Origin of the sequence: Arthrobacter sp. ISL-30 (genome assembly GCF_018613855.1) — a bacterium.
GTDB lineage: Bacteria > Actinomycetota > Actinomycetes > Actinomycetales > Micrococcaceae > Arthrobacter.
In genome coordinates this window covers 1-16588 of record NZ_JAGGPK010000048.1, presented here as the reverse complement: position 1 = coordinate 16588, position 16588 = coordinate 1, and the positions used below count along the sequence as shown (strand labels likewise).

At 62.7% G+C, this 16588-nt stretch carries 14 protein-coding genes; 9 read left to right on the top strand and 5 right to left on the bottom strand.

What is annotated here, in order from left to right; translation table 11 throughout:
- Positions 1 to 15: 15 nt before the first annotated feature.
- Positions 16 to 2019, bottom strand: coding sequence for a glycoside hydrolase family 32 protein (locus tag J7E82_RS17630; RefSeq protein ID WP_214864974.1), 2004 nt, complete (start codon positions 2017 to 2019; stop codon positions 16 to 18).
- Positions 2020 to 2196: 177 nt separating this feature from the next.
- On the bottom strand, positions 2197 to 2793 hold the full coding sequence (locus tag J7E82_RS17625) for a YdeI family protein (RefSeq protein WP_214864972.1): 597 nt from the start codon (positions 2791 to 2793) through the stop codon (positions 2197 to 2199).
- A gap of 75 nt (positions 2794 to 2868) precedes the next feature.
- Between J7E82_RS17625 and J7E82_RS17620 the strand changes: the two genes are divergently transcribed.
- The 5 genes from J7E82_RS17620 (at position 2869) to tgt (ending at position 7479) form a co-directional block, all read left to right on the top strand.
- Entirely contained in the window at positions 2869 to 3579 is a 711-nt protein-coding gene (locus tag J7E82_RS17620; RefSeq protein WP_214864970.1) for a VOC family protein, read from the top strand.
- Positions 3580 to 3716: 137 nt separating this feature from the next.
- Positions 3717 to 4256 carry an NUDIX hydrolase family protein gene (locus J7E82_RS17615; RefSeq protein WP_214864968.1) on the top strand — a complete coding sequence of 180 codons (540 nt, stop codon included), beginning with the start codon at positions 3717 to 3719 and terminating at the stop codon, positions 4254 to 4256.
- Positions 4257 to 4352: 96 nt separating this feature from the next.
- Positions 4353 to 5339, top strand: a complete 987-nt coding sequence (locus J7E82_RS17610) for a DUF6707 family protein (RefSeq protein WP_214864966.1) — start codon at positions 4353 to 4355, stop codon at positions 5337 to 5339.
- A 66-nt stretch (positions 5340 to 5405) separates the two neighbouring features.
- A complete protein-coding gene (locus J7E82_RS17605; RefSeq protein ID WP_214864964.1) occupies positions 5406 to 6131 on the top strand; it encodes an SRPBCC domain-containing protein in 726 nt (241 codons plus the stop codon).
- 67 nt (positions 6132 to 6198) lie between these two features.
- Positions 6199 to 7479 (top strand): tRNA guanosine(34) transglycosylase Tgt, encoded by a 1281-nt coding sequence (gene tgt / locus J7E82_RS17600; protein WP_214864962.1) that lies wholly within the window; start codon positions 6199 to 6201, stop codon positions 7477 to 7479.
- A 209-nt stretch (positions 7480 to 7688) separates the two neighbouring features.
- Here the strand turns inward: tgt and J7E82_RS17595 are convergent, their stop codons facing one another.
- Both J7E82_RS17595 and J7E82_RS17590 read right to left on the bottom strand, forming a co-directional pair.
- On the bottom strand, positions 7689 to 8396 hold the full coding sequence (locus tag J7E82_RS17595; protein WP_214864960.1) for a queuosine precursor transporter: 708 nt from the start codon (positions 8394 to 8396) through the stop codon (positions 7689 to 7691).
- A 216-nt stretch (positions 8397 to 8612) separates the two neighbouring features.
- Positions 8613 to 10025, bottom strand: coding sequence for an MFS transporter (locus J7E82_RS17590; RefSeq protein ID WP_214864958.1), 1413 nt, complete (start codon positions 10023 to 10025; stop codon positions 8613 to 8615).
- Positions 10026 to 10345: 320 nt separating this feature from the next.
- Between J7E82_RS17590 and J7E82_RS17585 the strand changes: the two genes are divergently transcribed.
- From J7E82_RS17585 to J7E82_RS17575, 3 genes are read left to right on the top strand one after another with little or no spacing between them, the layout of a single operon-like run.
- A complete protein-coding gene (locus J7E82_RS17585; protein ID WP_214864956.1) occupies positions 10346 to 11014 on the top strand; it encodes a response regulator transcription factor in 669 nt (222 codons plus the stop codon).
- Positions 11011 to 12453, top strand: coding sequence for a HAMP domain-containing sensor histidine kinase (locus J7E82_RS17580; protein ID WP_214864954.1), 1443 nt, complete (start codon positions 11011 to 11013; stop codon positions 12451 to 12453). The genes J7E82_RS17585 and J7E82_RS17580 overlap by 4 nt, the downstream gene beginning before the upstream one ends.
- On the top strand, positions 12453 to 13487 hold the full coding sequence (locus tag J7E82_RS17575) for a TAXI family TRAP transporter solute-binding subunit (protein WP_214864952.1): 1035 nt from the start codon (positions 12453 to 12455) through the stop codon (positions 13485 to 13487). Before J7E82_RS17580 ends, J7E82_RS17575 begins: the two co-directional genes overlap by 1 nt.
- Before the next feature lie 124 nt (positions 13488 to 13611).
- Here J7E82_RS17575 and J7E82_RS17570 read toward each other — a convergent pair whose 3' ends face one another.
- Positions 13612 to 14910: a serpin family protein gene (locus J7E82_RS17570; protein ID WP_214865032.1), complete on the bottom strand. Its 1299-nt coding sequence runs from the start codon at positions 14908 to 14910 to the stop codon at positions 13612 to 13614.
- A 254-nt stretch (positions 14911 to 15164) separates the two neighbouring features.
- Here J7E82_RS17570 and J7E82_RS17565 point away from each other — a divergent pair, with 254 nt between their 5' ends.
- Positions 15165 to 15524, top strand: coding sequence for an iron chaperone (locus J7E82_RS17565; protein ID WP_214864950.1), 360 nt, complete (start codon positions 15165 to 15167; stop codon positions 15522 to 15524).
- Positions 15525 to 16588: the final 1064 nt, after the last annotated feature.

Below are 16588 nucleotides of genomic sequence, written 5' to 3'. Positions count from 1 at the left end.
AACCGCGGGGTTGAGCTATTTCGCTGCAGCCAGCGGCGTGTAGCGCAGCGACTTGAGAGTCAGCTCTCCGCCGCCGGAGGCCACGCCGAAGGAGGGCGCGCCGTCGTGCGGGAATACCAGCGACGTCAGGGTCTCCTCGCCCCCACTGGCAAAGACCTCCACGGAGCCGTAGTCGACGTAGACCGTCAAGGACACGCTTCCGTCCTTCGGTTCGATGCCGACCCGCCGGGCTTCTTTGTAGGTGGAGGCGGCCGACTCTTTCTCCATAGCTCCGCCGGCATCCGGCTCCCGCGTCAGCGACAGCATGCGCGATTCGAAGTCGTAGTCGAGCTTTGCGAAGACCTTGTCCCCGTTGCGCAACTCGAGGAAGGCCTGCGAACCGTCTTCCCCGTGCTGCCGCTGGAATTGGACGTCGAGCTTATAGGCCCCCGTTTCGGGAACCGGAAGCCCAGCCGCGCCGTCCCTGCCGAACTTCCGCTCGTCGACGTCGATCGGGTGGCCTTCCAGCGAGCGCAGGGCCGGAGTCGGCGTCGAAACAAGCCGCGGTGTCCCCTCGATGGTGGCCAGTCGCAGGTCCCGCACGATCGTGTCCGCTCCGCCGTGCCAACCGTCCGTGGGAAGGTCGCGGGCGTAGGTCCAGTTGTTCATCCAGCCAATAGCGTGGCGTGATGCCATCCGCTGGGATTCCGTCAGGCGGGGATCGTCCCAAGTGACGGTGGCGTAGAAGTCGGCCCCGGCGTCGAGCCACTGGTGCTGCTGGTCTGTGGGGGTGAACGTGGCACCGTCCCATGTCCCGGTCCAATACGCCACGCCGGTGGTGCGTCCTTCCTCGGCTCCGTTGGCGCTGGCGGCCAGGACCCAAGTGCGCTTGGAGGGGTCGCCGTCGACATCCATCTGGAAGAGGTCCGGGCATTCGAGGGCGCCGAGGCCCGTGCGCTCGAAGCCGGACACGTAGGTCCAGGATTTGAGGTCCTTCGACGTGTATATGCCCAGTTTGTGGCCCTCAGCGAGGACCATGACCCACTGATTGTTTGCCTCGTCGCGGATGACCTTGGGGTCGCGCCAGTCCTTCGCCCCGGGGTTGTCCATCACGGGGTTTCCGTCGTGCTCCTTGAAGGAGTAACCGCCGTCGGTGGAGTAGAACAGCGACTGCCGCTGCACGCCGTCGTCCTGCTGTGTCAGGAGGGCGATCACAGCGTCCTTGCCGAAGCCAGCGGTGTTGTCGTGGTCCACGACGGCGCTGCCCGTCTCGATGTCCCCCAGCCCGTTCTTGTACTTCTGGATCGCAACGCCTTCGTCCTTCCAGTGGACAAGGTCAGTACTAGTGACGTGAAACCATTCGGTGCCGTTTCCCTGTGGGTAGTCGGCGTTGTACAGGTAGTAGTAGTGCCACACTCCATCGAGGAAAAACGGCCGCTGGGGATCATTCATCCAACGCTGCTCCGGCGTGAGGTGGTAGCTGGGCCGATAGCCTTTGTCTTCAGCAGGGCGGGTGAAGCTGATTCCCGCGGGGGCAGCCTCCACTGAAGCCGCGCCGACGTCGGCGAGCATCCGCTCAACCGCGAACGGGCTGATGCAGTCGGGACGTTCGGCGGCGTCGGCTACCGTCACGGCGTCGGCAACTTTCACGACGTCGGCCCGGGAGCTGGACCGCAGATAGGTCTCCGTTCCGGTGCGGGCGGCAGCCATCCAACCGTCCCGGCACGCAATGCTCTGAACATCCGAGATCCCGTCCCGGCGGATCGTGTGGCCAGACGCTTCGAGGCTGCGGTCGCCGGCGTCGGGAGAGTAGGACGTGAACGAGCCGTTCCGCTCCTTCGACACGGCCTGGGCGCCAGCGATATCCGCCAGGGCCTGCATCGCCAGCTCCCGGTCACGCCCCTCACCGTGGGCGCGGTCCGCTTCGTGTCCCTGGGATCCGACCACGAGCAGTAGGGCGACAAGCCCTACGACGATGGCGATTGCAGCGGCAGCGACGACGGTCCGGCGACGGAATGCGGACAGGACTGATGGGAACATGGGGGCCAATCATTGGGGACAAAACAAAAAATGCCCGCGCGTCCTTTGGACTTCAGGACGGCGCCGGCATTGTTGAACCACCCATTTTACAGGAGCAGGCCGCTTTTACCGGAACTGGCCCTTAACGGGATGCGCCCTTTAGCGGAACCAGTCATTAACGGAACGTCCGGTGCGGCATCAGGCTATGGGCTTCTTCTTTTGCGGATAAGGCGTCTCGTGGCGGGCCAGCATTTCAACGAACCCCGCGATCTTCTTCTGCCTCGTCGCTGCCTGCTTCACTGAATTGGTGCGGTAGATGAGGGCAAATCGGTTCGTCTTGGTGAGCACGTCGAACATGGCCTGGGCCTCGGGCACCGCGGCAATCGCCGCCGCAAGGTCCTCCGGAACTTCCGCAGAGGCCGAAGCCGCGTAGGCGGCTTCCCAGCGCCCGTCCGCCTTGGCGCTCTCGACGGCGGCCCGTCCGGCGTCGGTCATCTTTCCTTCGGCTTCCAGCCGTGCCACGTGACCGACATTGATGGCCGACCAGGGGCTCTTGGGGCCCCGTCGGGTCATGTACTGGAAGACGCTTTCGTCGTCGCGCCTCTTGGCCTGGCCGTCGATCCAGCCAAAGCAGAGCGCCTCATCGAGCGCCGCCTTGTGGTCAAGCTCGGTGACGTTTCCGCCCTTCTTATGCAGGACCAGCCACACGCCGGAACTGTCGGCATGGTTCGCCTCCAGCCAAGAGCGCCATTCACGGGCATCCTTGACCAGCAGTTCTGGCGCTTCGATTGGCATTTTCCCAGCGTACCGTCCTCACGCAACCGGTCATGGGTTAGATTGCTGATGTCACTGCCGTCCTGAGGAGAGCCGATGCTGCGAGTTCGACCCATCCACTTCACATCAAACCTCAATGAATGGGAGGAATTGCTGACTGCAATAGGCATGGTCAAATCGGTCGACGAAGGCACTTGGAAGGAGTTCGACGCCGGTGCCGGGCGCCTTGCGCTGCACCCCACTGATTCCGCCTTTGCAGAGGCCGGCGCCACAGTTTTTGGTGTGGAAGTGGGCGACTTGGCGGAGTTCGCCCGCCGCACCAATGAGGCCGCCGGAGGGCCCGACGCCGACGCAGCAACAGTGATAAGCGCCGACCGGGGGGACGCCTGCCGCATCAGGAGCGGCGACGGCTTCACGTTCCTGGCAGACAAAGCCGAGCACGGAGCGAACTGCGCGGACGCAGATCCGGCGCTGACCGTCGTCGAGGTCTGGTTCACTGAGAAACCGGAGGCGGCCATTGAAACCCTGCACGCCATCGGTGCGAGCTTTAGGCCGGTTCCGGACAACGACGAAACCGCCGACTTCACTGCCAAGAACGGCGGCGTCCTCATGGTCCGCCCCGGTTCAGGCCCTGCCCACGCGGGGATCGGCTTCGAGTACGACGGCGACCTGGAGGCACTGGCGGCGCGCCTCACCGCAGCGGGCCACGAGGTTCGCGTGACCGAGGAGGCGTACGGGCGTTCGCTGCACGTCGCCAATCCCGATGCCGAGGCCCCGGCGGTCTGGATTTCACAGCCGGCCCGCTAGTCGTCGAGGAGCGAGGCTGCCGAGGTGCGAGCTCTCGGCGCTTTCGCCGGGCTATTCAGCCGAGATCTCACCCCTCGACATCCCAACTCGTGACGGGCCACAGCGCCGTTAGTCAGGGGATGCGGTAGAACTTAACCATGAACGTTCGCACCCCAGACCCATACTCAGGCTGGCTTTCCGACGAAGATCTCTTCGAAGCCCGTGGCCGCCTACCGATGGTTTACGTAGAGGCGGTACCGGTTCGGCTGGATCCGCTGGGGTTCGTGAACGAAGTGGGCACGCTGTTGCAAGGTGATGCAGACGGCACTATGGTGCGTTCGTTAGTGTCCGGGCGCGTGCTCTACCGCGAGACCATCCGGGCGGCGCTGCTCCGGCACATGGAGAAGGACCTCGGCCCGCTGGCCTTCCCGCAGCTGCCAATCAGCCCCGTCCCGTTCACAGTGGCGGAATACTTCCCCGCGCCCTCGCAGACTGGCTTCACCGACGATCGGCAACACGCCGTGTCCCTGGTTTATGTCATCCCCGTGACAGGTGAATGCGATCCGCGCCAGGACGCCCTTGAATTGACGTGGATGACGCCTGAAGAAGTCCTCAGCGACGAGGTCCAGCAGGAATTCCACGGCGGCCGGGGGGCCTTGGTTCGCCAGGCGCTCGCCTTTGCGGGAGTCGGCTTCTAGGTTCTGATCCCGGGCCCTACGTCCCGGGCCTCCACCACTTCGCACGGTCGGTTTTATAGACTGGTGGGCGGACTGACCGTGAACCAAAGGACTCCGATGCCCCACAGCCCAGCCGCACAGCAGTATGTCGAAAAGCAGGCTGGAGCTCTGCGGGCCGGCGATTCCCTGCTCCTGCCGGAAGACGGTCGGGTGGCCGAAATCAGCGAAATCGAAGTCCAGTACGACGACTTTCAAGTACCCGCCCTCCTCGCCGTAACCACCCACGACGGCGGACTGGTCCGGATTGCGGTGGCCTCAACTGTTGCCATTGTCGCTGGTGTTCAAGACGCTCCCGCAGATCCCGCCGTCCCCACCACCGACGCTCCCGCAGATCCCGCCGTCGGTGAGCCTTCGACGGCGCAGCCTCCCGCCGTCGTCGTCCCGCCCCAGCCCGAGGTGCCGCCGACATTCAACGGCCCCACCCCCGAAGAGCTGGCCCTCATCCCGGAACCGAACGGGACGCCGGAGCGGGTTGTAGCCGCGGCGGCAGAAGAACATCCCGGGCGGAACGGTGTGCTGCTGCTCAGCGAGCGTTTGGCGAAGGGCATCAATACCAAGTCGGGCAGCTGCCTGCGGGACCTCAGCGACCTCGCAAACGAGCTTTTCGTTGTCCTAAAGGATTGGCAAAACGCCCTGGCGGTGGCGGATTTGCTGAACGTCCTCCCCTTCGACGGAAACCCTGGGCGTTGGACGTCGATTGAGCGGGCCCTGGCTTTGTCGGCCTATATCGCCCGCGAAAACGGCATGCCCGAGCGGGCCGAAGTGTACGAGAAGCTACTTAAGGCACCGGAGTCCGGGGAATCAGATCCCTTCAAGGCAAGGATGAACGCGAAGGTCCGCCAGAGGGCCCTCAACGAGCCCAATCTCTACGACAAGGAAATCTTCCGGGCCATGGACAACTCCAACCACGAGGCCGAACGGGAATGGCGCCTGCTGCGGCTGGATGCGCTGCTGTTCCTGAGAGCCCACGGAGGTTCGGAGACCATCGCACCGGGCGAGCTGGAGCGTCGGATCGGAAACGAACTCGACGCCATTCGCGCATGATTCCATAGGCTAAGTGATAGCCGCATACCTCTGTTGTGCCCTATGGAACCGCTGTAGATTCGGGCCATGACGAACAATCTGAGCGTTGTAATGAACTGCGACGCGCAGCAAGTTTGGGCAATGCTGCGCGAACCATCGCTGGTTGCCCAGTGGCATGGCTGGGAATCCGAGGATCTGCGAAACGAAATCAATCAAATCTACTTCAGCGACACCGTCGTCGAGGCTCCGGACCACACCAGCCTGACAGTGGCCGGAGGCGACGTATTCGAGCTCCGGCCGGTACCCACCGGCACCGAAGTCAAGGTCACCAGGTCGGCGCTGGACCACGACTCCGAATGGGTTGCCTGGGACGAAGACATCACCCAAGGCTGGCTGACGTTCCTCCACCAGCTGCGGTTCGCCATCGAACACCACCCGCATGGACACCGCCGCACCCTGTTCTTCCAGGCAGCCGGAAAGAACGGTTCAATCATCAGCAAGCTTAGGCTGGATGACCCGCCCAAGCGTGGAGAAAGCTACTCCTTGACCTTGGACACGGGCGAGGAAATCAGCGGCAAGGTCTGGTACAAGACCAACCACCAGGTGGGGCTGACGGTCCACAGCTACGCCGAACATGGTGACGGCCTGCTGATAGTGGCGGACCAGCCGCCCGTCGAAGAGGTCAGGCCCGACGGCGGGTCAATGGTGATCATCTCCACTTACGACCTCGGGGCGCATGACTTCGAGGCCATTCGCAACCGTTGGGACAAGTGGCGCGAGGAGAAGTACCCGGAGTCCGAACCTATCGGCTGACCTCCTGGGCTGACCTTCCGATCATGGCCCGCAGGCTGGCGGGCTCATAAGCTGGCAGACTTGAACGGTGCCAGCGATTGATCAAACAACTGCATCCGCCCCTGCCTTCTCCTTCAGAGTAGGTGAGCGAATCGAGGAGAGGTGCGCGCCGTCGTCGGCCCAGCAGGAAGCGAATGGCGGCAGATTCCTGGGACGAACGGGGACTATCAATACGCCACACGGCCGCATCCAGACGCCGGCGTTCATCCCTGTCGGAACCAAGGCGACCGTCAAGTCCGTGCTCCCGGAATCCATGAAGGAACTGGGGGCACAGGCACTGCTGGCCAATGCCTACCATCTGTACCTGCAGCCGGGACCGGAGGTCCTGGATGAGGCTGGCGGCCTTGGAGCCTTCATGAACTGGGAGGGGCCGACGTTCACCGACTCCGGCGGGTTCCAGGTGATGAGTCTTGGCTCGGGGTTCAAGAAGGTCATCGATATGACAGGTCTTGACGCCTCGGGCCCGGATGATGCGGTAGCCCCGGGCAAGGAGCGGCTGGCCCATGTGGACGAGGCCGGGGTCTGGTTCAAGTCGCACCTCAACGGCGACCGGCACCGTTTCAGCCCGGAAATCTCGATGCAGGTGCAGCACCAGATCGGCGCCGACATAATGTTTGCCTTCGACGAGCTCACTACCCTGCAGAATTCCCGGGGCTACCAGGAGGAGTCGCTGGAACGCACCAGGCGCTGGGCCGAACGTTGTGTAGCCGAGCACGTGCGGCTGACTGCAGAGCGTGCAGATAAGCCGTATCAGGCGCTGTTCGGCGTTATTCAGGGCGCACAGTATGAGGACCTGCGCCGGAAGGCATGCCGTGACCTAGGGGCGATGCCGTTTGACGGTTTTGGCGTCGGCGGCGCCCTGGAAAAGAAGAACCTTGGCACGATCGTGCGCTGGTGCAACGAGGAACTGCCCGAGGACAAGCCAAGGCACCTGCTGGGAATCTCCGAACCGGACGATATCTTCACGGCCATTGAAAACGGCGCCGACACCTTCGACTGCGTCTCCCCCACGCGCGTCGCCCGCAACTCCGCCTTCTACACCCCGACCGGCCGCTACAACCTCTCTGGTGCAAAGTACAAGCGCGACTTCGGACCCTTGCAGGAGGGCTGCGATTGCTACGCGTGCGCCAACTACTCGCGTGCCTACATCCACCACCTGTACAAGGCACACGAGATGCTGTCCGCGACGTTGATCTCCATCCACAACGAGCGCTTCGTAGTGAAGATGGTGGACGATGCCCGGCTGGCCATCGAGTCCGGGACCTTCTTCGAGTTCAAGGCGGAGACTCTGGGAAGGTACTACGGGTAGGCGACCCGTCGCCGTCGTCGCCGGCATAGCCGTCGCGGTCGCGGCCCGCCGTAGTCGCCGTCGTCGCCGGCATAGCCGGAACGCGTCCGGTTCGCCCTAACGTTCCGGCATGCTGGACGCCTTCCCGCGACGCGGCGTTACGTCTACAGCCACACCGCTACCCCGCACCGTTCGGGCGACTTCGACGGCCCGGCGACGATGGGACCCGCCTAGACCCTCACGCCGTAGCTCGGTTCGCGCTTCTTGATCAAGCCGATGACCAGCGCAGTAATCGGGACGAACAGGAACTCCACGAGGGTCTTGTACAAGAAGCCGACAAGGACGTAGTTCACAAACGTCGGGAAGTCCGTGATGCCAATGACGGATGCCGCGATGCTGCAGAAAATCAGCGTGTCTACGAATTCACCCACTACGGAGGAGCTCATGAGCCGCGCCCACAGTGTCCTCTCCCCGGTGCGTGCCTTCATCTTCACGAGGATCCAGGAGTTGATGGTCTGACCCGCCAGGAAGGCAAGGAGCGAACCCAACACGATCAAGGGCACGGGTCCCAGGGCACCCTCGATCGCGGCCTGCTTCGCGTTGCCGTAGTCGTCGCCAAAGCCGGGCAGCGCAATGATGATCCAGTAGCAGAGGGAGGCAAACACGGATAACGCGAAACTGGTGACGATCGCCTTGCGCGCCACCTTGAACCCGTATACCTCACTCATGACGTCGCCCAGGATGTACGCCAGCGGGAACAGGAAGAACCCGCCATCGGTGACGATCGGGCCCAGAACCACCCCTTTGGATGCGCCGATATTGGAAAGGATCAGCACCACGGCCATCACGGCCAGCATGATCCCGAAATAGGGAGAACCGATCGAAGCAAATCTGGGGATGGGCCTGCTCAGCGTGCTGGAGCCGGAGGTGGAGGACATGGCGTATCCGTTCGTAGTGGTTCGCGCAGGCGGCGGAAGTAGCACGTCGCCCCGCTGTATTAGCACTGGAAATGGCCGAACCGGCAAGGCGGGCCACCCCCATTCTCGCACCGCCGGTTCTCCGTATGGAGTGAGTGAGCGTCACACGGGACGCCGACGGCGGGTGCCCGGCCTGCACAAGCCGGGCACCCGCCGTCGTACGCCTGAAACCGGAAACTAGACCTTGGCCAGGTCACCGTCCTCGTCCCTGGCTGCGTCGTCCGCAAACCGGGCCGAACCGGACGGACCAAACGCGCTGCCCTGCTCTTCATCCAGGTGGGTCGACTTCTTGTTCTTCAGGGCGAAAATGTAAACCAGCAGCGAAATGAAGATCGCGACAGTGACGTAGGTGAAGAACAGTTCCACCTGTCCCACCTTCTGCAGGGCCGCTCCGATCAGCGGAACCGTGCCGCCAAACAGGGAGTTGGCGATTGCATAGCCAAGGCCCACGCCGAGGGCACGGATGGACGCGGGGAAGAGTTCCGCCTTCACCAGCGCGTTGATCGAGGTGTAGCCGCCCACGATCAGCAGGCCGCCCATCATCAGCAGGAACGCCGTGAACGGGTCCTTGGTCCCGGACAGCGTCGACAGCAGCGGCCAGGTGAAGAGAACGCCAGTGACGCCGAACCAAAGGAGCAGCGGCTTGCGGCCCACCTTGTCCGAGATGAGGCCGTAGACGGGCTGGAGGAGCATGAAGATGAACAGGGCCCAGAAGTTGATCACGGAGGTGTCGGTCTTGGCGATGCCTGAGGTATCGTTCATGAATTTCAGGATGAAGTTGGTGTACGTGTAGAACGCCACGGTGCCGCCGAGGGTCACCCCGATGCAGATGAGCAAGGGCTTCCAGTGCATGGTGAACAGCAGCTTCATGGTGCCCGGCTGAGCCTCGCCCGCCACCGGAACGTGCGCCGCCCGGATCTGGTCTGCGGAGACGGTTTCCTCCATGGACCGGCGGAGCCACAGGACAACCAGGGCCGCCGCACCGCCCAGGGCGAAGGGGATCCGCCAGCCCCACTCGGTAAGTGCATCCTTGGCCATGACGTTTTGCAGGATCACCAGGACCAGCAGGGCCAGCATCTGGCCGCCGATTAGCGTCACGTACTGGAAGCTGGAGAAGAAGCCGCGGCGCCTGGATGTGGCTGCCTCGGACATGTACGTGGCGCTCGTGCCGTATTCGCCACCGACGGAGAAGCCCTGGAGCAGACGGACCAGAACCAGCAGGATCATGGCCCAGATGCCGATGACGTCCTGGGTGGGCAGCACGGCTATCGCGAAGGAACCGGCGGACATCAGGGTCACACTCAGGGTCAGCGCGGCCTTGCGGCCGTTGCGGTCGGCGTAGCGGCCGAAGAACCAGGCGCCGATGGGGCGCATGAGGAACGACGTCGAGAACACGGCCATCGCTTCCAGGCCGGCCTGAAGCTCATCCTTGGAGTTGAAGAAGTGAGCCTGGAAGTACGCGGCGAAGACTGTGTAGACGTAGAGGTCGTACCACTCGACGAGGTTGCCCGCGGATCCCTTCAGGATATTTCCGACTGCTCTGCGAGTCTGTGCCGCCTCAGTTTGGGGCAGTGCTTGCTGCGTGCTCATCGACGAACCTTCCTGCTCGGCGCCGCCATCGGCAACCGTTTTGTGTGTGCTGTAGTGCTGTCCACGGCGTCCTTGCTCATGGTTCCTCCTCGACATTGACAGACCCCCTGAAGCAGAGGACACCAGCCAAACTATGCGTGATCCAAGGCACAACCAACGCTGGCGGGGATTTCCTAACACTTCCTTAGGTTTTCCCCCGGAAGGCGAAAATCCTCAGGAAGGAGTAATCTCCAAACGGGCCGTGGACGCCCGATCTGGGACTCCCCCTCAGGGAAACCCAGCAAAAAAAGGGACTCCTCCTCAGGAAAAAGGACCAGGCAATGGAAGTGCTCATCGTCGAGGACGACGACGCCATGGCGTCCGCCCTCGATGCTGCCGTGCTTTCTGCCGGTCACCGGGCAACCAGGGTTTCCCGTGGTGCGGATGCCCTCCTGGTCCACAGAAAATTCGAAGTCATCCTGCTGGACCTGGGGCTTCCGGATCTCGATGGCCTCGACGTGCTGCGGAAGCTCCGCCAGGTCACCCAGTGCCCCATCCTGATTCTCACAGCCAGGGATGATGAGCGCAGCGTAGTCCTCGGCCTGCGCTCCGGAGCGGACGACTACCTCGTCAAGCCGGTAAAGCTGGTTGAGCTGCTGGCCAGGATCGAAGCGGTTACGAGGCGCACAGGCCGCTCCAGTGCTAACAAGCACCACAGCATCGTGCTAGGCGATCTCGACGTCGACCTTGACCGGCGCGTGGCGACCGTCGGTTCCCGGGTGCTCCCGTTGACGGCCACGGAATTCGACTTGCTCGCCCTGCTGGCCCGGCATGCCGGATCAGTGGTCACCCGGGAACAGATTCTGGACGCGCTGTGGGGTGACGCTTTCCTGGCCTCGTCACGGTCACTCGACGTGCACTTGACGGGGTTGAGGTCAAAACTCCAGCTCCCCGGTTTCATCATCAATGTCCGCGGCGTCGGCTACCGGATTGAGGCGGATCCCGCGTGAAACTGCGCGTCCTGGGCGTCCTGAGCCTGCTGTCCGTCCTCATAGTGATTGCCGTTTCCAATGCGATCCTGACGTCCGCCAGCCGGGAGCTCACCCAAGAGGTCCAAATCAACCGTGTTGCCGCCCTTAACCGCTTCGCCCAAGTGGCCTATGACGCGGCAACGGACAACGATTCCAGTCAGCTGCAGAGGGAGATGGATGGCTACTCGAGACTGTATGGTGAAGGAATCCTGATCCGGCTGCCGCAAGGCACCTTGCGCTCGGGCGGCCTTGGTGAGGATCGGGCAGAAGTGCGTGAGGCGTTATCCCGGGCCAGCCTGAACCTCAGCGACACTACCCTTCCCGCCCTTCAGCCATTTGGAGCCGGCTCCGAGGTCATCTCCCGGTCCTTTGGAAGCGCCAATCAGGTCCTGGGCGAGGCTGTCCTCGAAGTGAACCTGGAGGCGGCGAGGCAGAAACTGCGGGAACGATGGCTCGTCGTCGGACTGGCGGCGGCCGCCCTGGGGACTGTCCTTCTCCTGGCCGCGGCGCGCGTGACCGGATGGGTGCTGCGTCCCGTTCATCGCCTGAACTCCGCCGTGACGGAACTCGAGTCAACGGGAAAAACAAGCCAGCTCCCTGAGGCCGGTCCGCCGGAGCTAAGGGAACTGAGCCGTTCCTTCAGCAGGATGGCCCAAACCGTCAGCGAAAGTATCGATTCCCAACGCCAGCTGATCGCAGACACCTCCCACCAGTTGCGCAACCCGGTGGGCGCCCTGCGGTTGAGGATCGATCTGCTGCAGCTTGAACTGCAAACTGACAGGGAACAAGCTGCGGCGGCAGGGGTAGTGGCAGAGGTGGAACGCGTGGAAGAGCTCCTGGACGGCGTACTCAAGCTCGCGGCCGCGGAGCACAAAGCGTTCGAGGGCTCAGCCAGGGGCCCGCTAGGCCCCGCTTCCCGTGGAGGCCAGGCCCCCATCGATCCCTTCTCTGTCCTGCAGGAGGAAGTGGAACGGGCCGCGCCCGCCGCGCGGCTCGCCGGAAGCACCCTGGAGCTGCAGGCCCCGCCTGAGCCGCCGTTGCAGCTGGCATGCAATGCGGATGAACTGGCCCACATGGTTGGAGAGCTCCTCACCAACGCCATCAAATATGCCCCCGGCGGCCACATCTCTGTGGGTATTCACGATCGCCCGGAAGCGACGTCGATTGAGATATCCGACGACGGTCCCGGGCTCTCAGCCGAGGAACGGGCAGCGTCCACCACTCGGTTCTGGCGATCCCCACGGCATCGGGAGATTCGGGGCAATGGCCTTGGCATGACCATCGTGGACAGGCTGGCGGAGGCGAATGGAGCCCGCCTGGTGCTGGAGGAACGATCACCGCATGGGCTGATTGCCCGCATCGAATTTCCCCGTCGACCCGCCCCACAGCTTGTCCCCTCCGGCCCGGCGGTGTCCTGATGACTGACCTCCGCTCCGACGATCTTGCCTCGCCCGATTTTCCGACGCGTCGGGTAGCCCTCAAAGCCGGACTGGCCATGGGCCTGGCCGGACTCCTGCTGCCCGGCCTTACCGCGTGCACTCCGCAGGGACGGCCAGGCAAAGTCACCGTGGCGGGCGGCGAGACGGGCGGTTTCTACCTGGAGTTTGCCACCCTGCTTGCCGAGTCGTTGCAGCGCCATGAGGTAGCCAGCAATGCCGAGCCACTGATTACCGGGGGCAGCCTTGAAAACATGGAGCGGCTCCTGAATGGTGAGGCCACGTTCGCCGTCGCTCTGGCAGATGCGGCGGCGGAGCAGGCTGCGGCGGCAGAGCAGGCTACGGCCACCGCCGCGGGTGGGCTGGTCGCCCTCGGCAAGGTGTACGAAAACTATGTGCACTGCATTGTCCGGAAGGACAGCGACATTCGACAATTTGGCGACCTTGCCGGCAAGACTGCCGCCATCGGTGAGGCCGGTTCAGGAACGTCACTGACCACGCATCGGATCATCGCGGCGTCCGGACTTGGTGCCTCTGCCGCCAACCCTTCAGCAGCGAATACGATCACAGAGCTGAACCTCGGCCTCAATAATGGGCTCGCAGCATTGCGCGAGGGGTCCGTGGATGCGCTGTTCTGGTCCGGCGGGGTGCCCACAGCTGCCATCACGGCTGCCAACAAGGAAGTCGGAATCAGGTTGCTCGACCTCTCCGCCCTGATCCCGGCGACGCGGACGCGTTACGGCGCCTTCTACGATCGGGTCCTCATCCCTGCAAACAGCTATGAGGGAGCGTCGGCGGTGTGGACGGTCGGGGTGGCCAACCTGCTCCTGTGCCGGAACGACCTGGATGAACGCATCGTCAAGGGCACCGTCGAATTGTTGGTGAACCACGCCCAGGAACTCATTCCCAAATCCAGCCTGGGCGTTCAGTTCCTGAGTCCGGAGACGCTCATCAACACCGCGGGAGTTCCGCTTCACCCAGCGGCTGCTGCCGCCTACCGGACGCTTCACGGCTAACGCCTCCCACCCAAGTAACTGGCATTAGTTGTCGTTATGAACCCTGATAACGACAACAACTGCGACCCAGTTGGGCGATGCAGAACGACGGCGGCGCGGAGCCCCCTTCAGAGCAGAGCCGCCTTCAGCGCGGGTCAGCGACCGTCCCCATGAACAGCGGTAGGCCGGTTTCGACGTGAACAACCTGGTAGTGGAACGCCCGGTCAAATTCGATGGATATTGCGGGCACAGGCGGGGCGCTGGTGACCATGCCGTTGATCTGCGTGACCGCTGCAGCCACCGTTCCCTTTTCCGCGACGGTGATGTTGGCAGCTTGGGCAGCCTGAGTCAGCATCAGTTCCCGTTGGATGGCGTCAAAGTCAATGTTGGTGCTGAGTGTCTTCTGCAGTCCTAGCTCAGCCATCACTTCGCGGAGATCGAAACTGGTCTTGTGATCCCAGGTGGGTAGCTGGACCTGGACCTGGGCCTGGGCTTGGGCTGGCTCCGCACCGCCGAAAGCCTCCGCGATGTCCGTGAGCTTTGCCGCTCCGAACTTCGTACCCGTCCCCTTGTCGCCGCCCTCCGCTTGGTCAGGCAGGATCAGCCTCATCACGAACCCTTCGGCGTAGGGCAGGTCCACTCCACGCCAGCCGGCACCTTCGGCGTACGCGACCTTGAGTTCGTTTCGCATGGCGGGTGCCATGATCTGCTCGCCATCTGCCTTCGTGAAGGGGCTGTCAAAGGTCCTGTTGGCGTCGAATGGATGCTGCCATGCGGCGGCAAAATAGAGGGCATTGAGCAGGCTGAAGGTGTTCCTGACGTCGTATTTCGCTGGCGCCTGCTTGATCCGGCCACCGGTGTTCCGATCCACCCACGCGTCGATGGCAGGTTTGGTGGCCGCTTCGTTACTGAAGTCCACCGGAAAGACCCCCGTTCCGTAATGTCGCGCCAGTGTGTCCAGATAACCGGGGCCTGTGGTTACGTTCCTATCCACGAATAAGCCGTTGGCCGAGTGCAGCACGGGATGCTTTGGCGGGTTATCCTCGTCCACGGACCCGGGGTCGCCGTCGAAATCCTCCAATGAGGCGAGAAGGGCGTTCATAGCCTCGTCCCGACGCACCCCTGCCAATCCCAGCACCTCGTCCAACTCGACGGCCGTTTCGCCGGAGGCACCTGCGCGGAGCATCGCCAGGGCGATGAGCAAACTGCCTGGCGACGAGACGGTGTTTCCGTCGGACCCGTCGCCGCCGTTTTCCAGCAGGGCGCTGCCGAGCACAAAAGCGGAGTTCCGCAAGGCCCGCACGTCGGCGTCGTATTCGGAGAGTTGCAGCGAAACCCTCTCGACGCCGTCGGCTTTCAGCAATTCGGGGCTGGGCGACGAGCACGCCGTCAGGGTCAGCGCGGCCGCAGCTGCCACGAATTTAGCCGTTCGAATCCTGTGCATCACTGCCCCCCGTCCATCCACGGAATATCGCCTGCCCATAGTCAAGCAGCAGGGTGAGACAGTAGCGATGCCGGGTCGGTCACAGTTTGCTGTCGTTTCGGTCTCGGACGACGAGGACGACGCTGGTGGCGCGAACTCCCTAGTAGGGCGAGGCGCGCTGGGGCAAACTTGGGGCAGCGTGATTGGCAGAGCTCACGACGCGGTAGCCGTCTTGCTGCCTGCATGGCCGAAGCGGACCGAAGGCGAGGCAAAGCATGGCTGAACACTTTGCAACTATCGAAGAGTACATCGCTTCCTATCCACCCGACGTGCAGCAGGTCCTCCAGGAAATCCGACGGCGGTGCCACGCGGCAGTTCCTAACGCTGGCGAGAAGATCAGCTATGGCCTGCCAACCATCAGGCTTAATGATCACTATGTGGTCTACTTCGCGGGCTGGAAGCATCACTTTTCCGTCTACCCGATTCCGGACGGAGACGAGGACTTCGAGCGGCGAATCACGCCGTATCGCGCCGCGAAGGGAACGCTGAAATTTCCACATAACAAGCCTGTCCCCTACGACCTCATCGAGGAAGTGGCCCGGCTGCTGGCCGGACAGCGGAGCGGCCGGTATTGACGATAAGCGGGAGATTGATCGAGCCGATCGGGCGTCAGGCCCCGAAGGCCTTTGACCCCGGGGCACCTGGTCTCTGGAAACGAGGGCTGGCCGTGGTCGGCGCTAGGCAAAAGTGTGCTGCGTGACCCCCAGCCCCGTCAAAGGCCAGCACCATATGGCCGCTTCCCTGTTATACCTTCGTCCTAGCCTCGTCTTATGACCAAACCCATAAAATTGGCATCTCTAAATAGCCTGCATGAAGCTGGCCGGAAGGAACGTAGGAGCATTGCCTTTGACATCGGGTTAATTTTTGGAGGTGGCGCCGTCCTTTTTTGAACAGCAGTCCTACTCTGGAGCGGCCCAGACTTATTTTCCGGGGAAAGCGGAAGGCACCTTTGGAAATCATCTACTTGAAGCAGTCAGGACGTTTGAGCTTGATGCAGCCGGCATGGCGCCACTTATAGCGCTGGGTGGTGCCATTCTTGCCCTCAGTCGACTCGAACGACACTCGCCGGAAGACCTTGGATCCGACCAAGCAGCAACGTTGTCGACCCGATTGGACTTCCGTAATCCATCCAAATTTATGTTGGCGCTCATTGCGGCAACGGCTCCTTTCCGAGGATTGACTTGGGTTGCGCTGCATATGGGTGAAAAAGACTCGAATCGCGGCGCGGTTGCGCTTTATTTGCTTCTATGCAGGACTTCTCGCCCTGTTCGGAGCCTGGTTCCGGCAGTGGCTGCCCTAAATGCTTCTAATGAAGGACGCAAAGTCCTTTCGATTCTGATGAGAGTCTTGGCCTACGGATTTCCTGCCGCCGCATTTATCTCTATGGCACTGACATTGGGCATGTCTTACGTGCCGCCCGTTGCAGTCTTGCTTCTGACCGGCTGCATTCAATGTGAGTGCGTGCGAGGAATTCTCAACGCAAATCCAACACTTCCCAAGCCATGGAATCCGGTTAGCGCACTTGTATTGGATCTCCGGGCTTTGAGCCACAACATGGTTCACCGACGCTGGGCAGACCTTCGATCTAGTTGGTCCTCGCAAATCACGGACCTCACTAAGCCTTGATCCACCGATGCTG

What these genes read in the sequence shown, in the direction of transcription:
- J7E82_RS17605 (WP_214864964.1), top strand. Translation starts at nt 5,406, where the DNA reads ATGACGAACAATCTGAGCGTTGTAATGAACTGCGACGCGCAGCAAGTT.
- J7E82_RS17575 (WP_214864952.1), top strand. Translation starts at nt 12,453, where the DNA reads ATGACTGACCTCCGCTCCGACGATCTTGCCTCGCCCGATTTTCCGACG.
- J7E82_RS17615 (WP_214864968.1), top strand. Translation starts at nt 3,717, where the DNA reads ATGAACGTTCGCACCCCAGACCCATACTCAGGCTGGCTTTCCGACGAA.
- J7E82_RS17625 (WP_214864972.1), bottom strand. Translation starts at nt 2,793, where the DNA reads ATGCCAATCGAAGCGCCAGAACTGCTGGTCAAGGATGCCCGTGAATGG.
- J7E82_RS17595 (WP_214864960.1), bottom strand. Translation starts at nt 8,396, where the DNA reads ATGTCCTCCACCTCCGGCTCCAGCACGCTGAGCAGGCCCATCCCCAGA.
- J7E82_RS17610 (WP_214864966.1), top strand. Translation starts at nt 4,353, where the DNA reads ATGCCCCACAGCCCAGCCGCACAGCAGTATGTCGAAAAGCAGGCTGGA.
- J7E82_RS17620 (WP_214864970.1), top strand. Translation starts at nt 2,869, where the DNA reads ATGCTGCGAGTTCGACCCATCCACTTCACATCAAACCTCAATGAATGG.
- J7E82_RS17630 (WP_214864974.1), bottom strand. Translation starts at nt 2,019, where the DNA reads ATGTTCCCATCAGTCCTGTCCGCATTCCGTCGCCGGACCGTCGTCGCT.
- J7E82_RS17585 (WP_214864956.1), top strand. Translation starts at nt 10,346, where the DNA reads ATGGAAGTGCTCATCGTCGAGGACGACGACGCCATGGCGTCCGCCCTC.
- J7E82_RS17570 (WP_214865032.1), bottom strand. Translation starts at nt 14,910, where the DNA reads ATGCACAGGATTCGAACGGCTAAATTCGTGGCAGCTGCGGCCGCGCTG.
- J7E82_RS17565 (WP_214864950.1), top strand. Translation starts at nt 15,165, where the DNA reads ATGGCTGAACACTTTGCAACTATCGAAGAGTACATCGCTTCCTATCCA.
- J7E82_RS17590 (WP_214864958.1), bottom strand. Translation starts at nt 10,025, where the DNA reads ATGAGCACGCAGCAAGCACTGCCCCAAACTGAGGCGGCACAGACTCGC.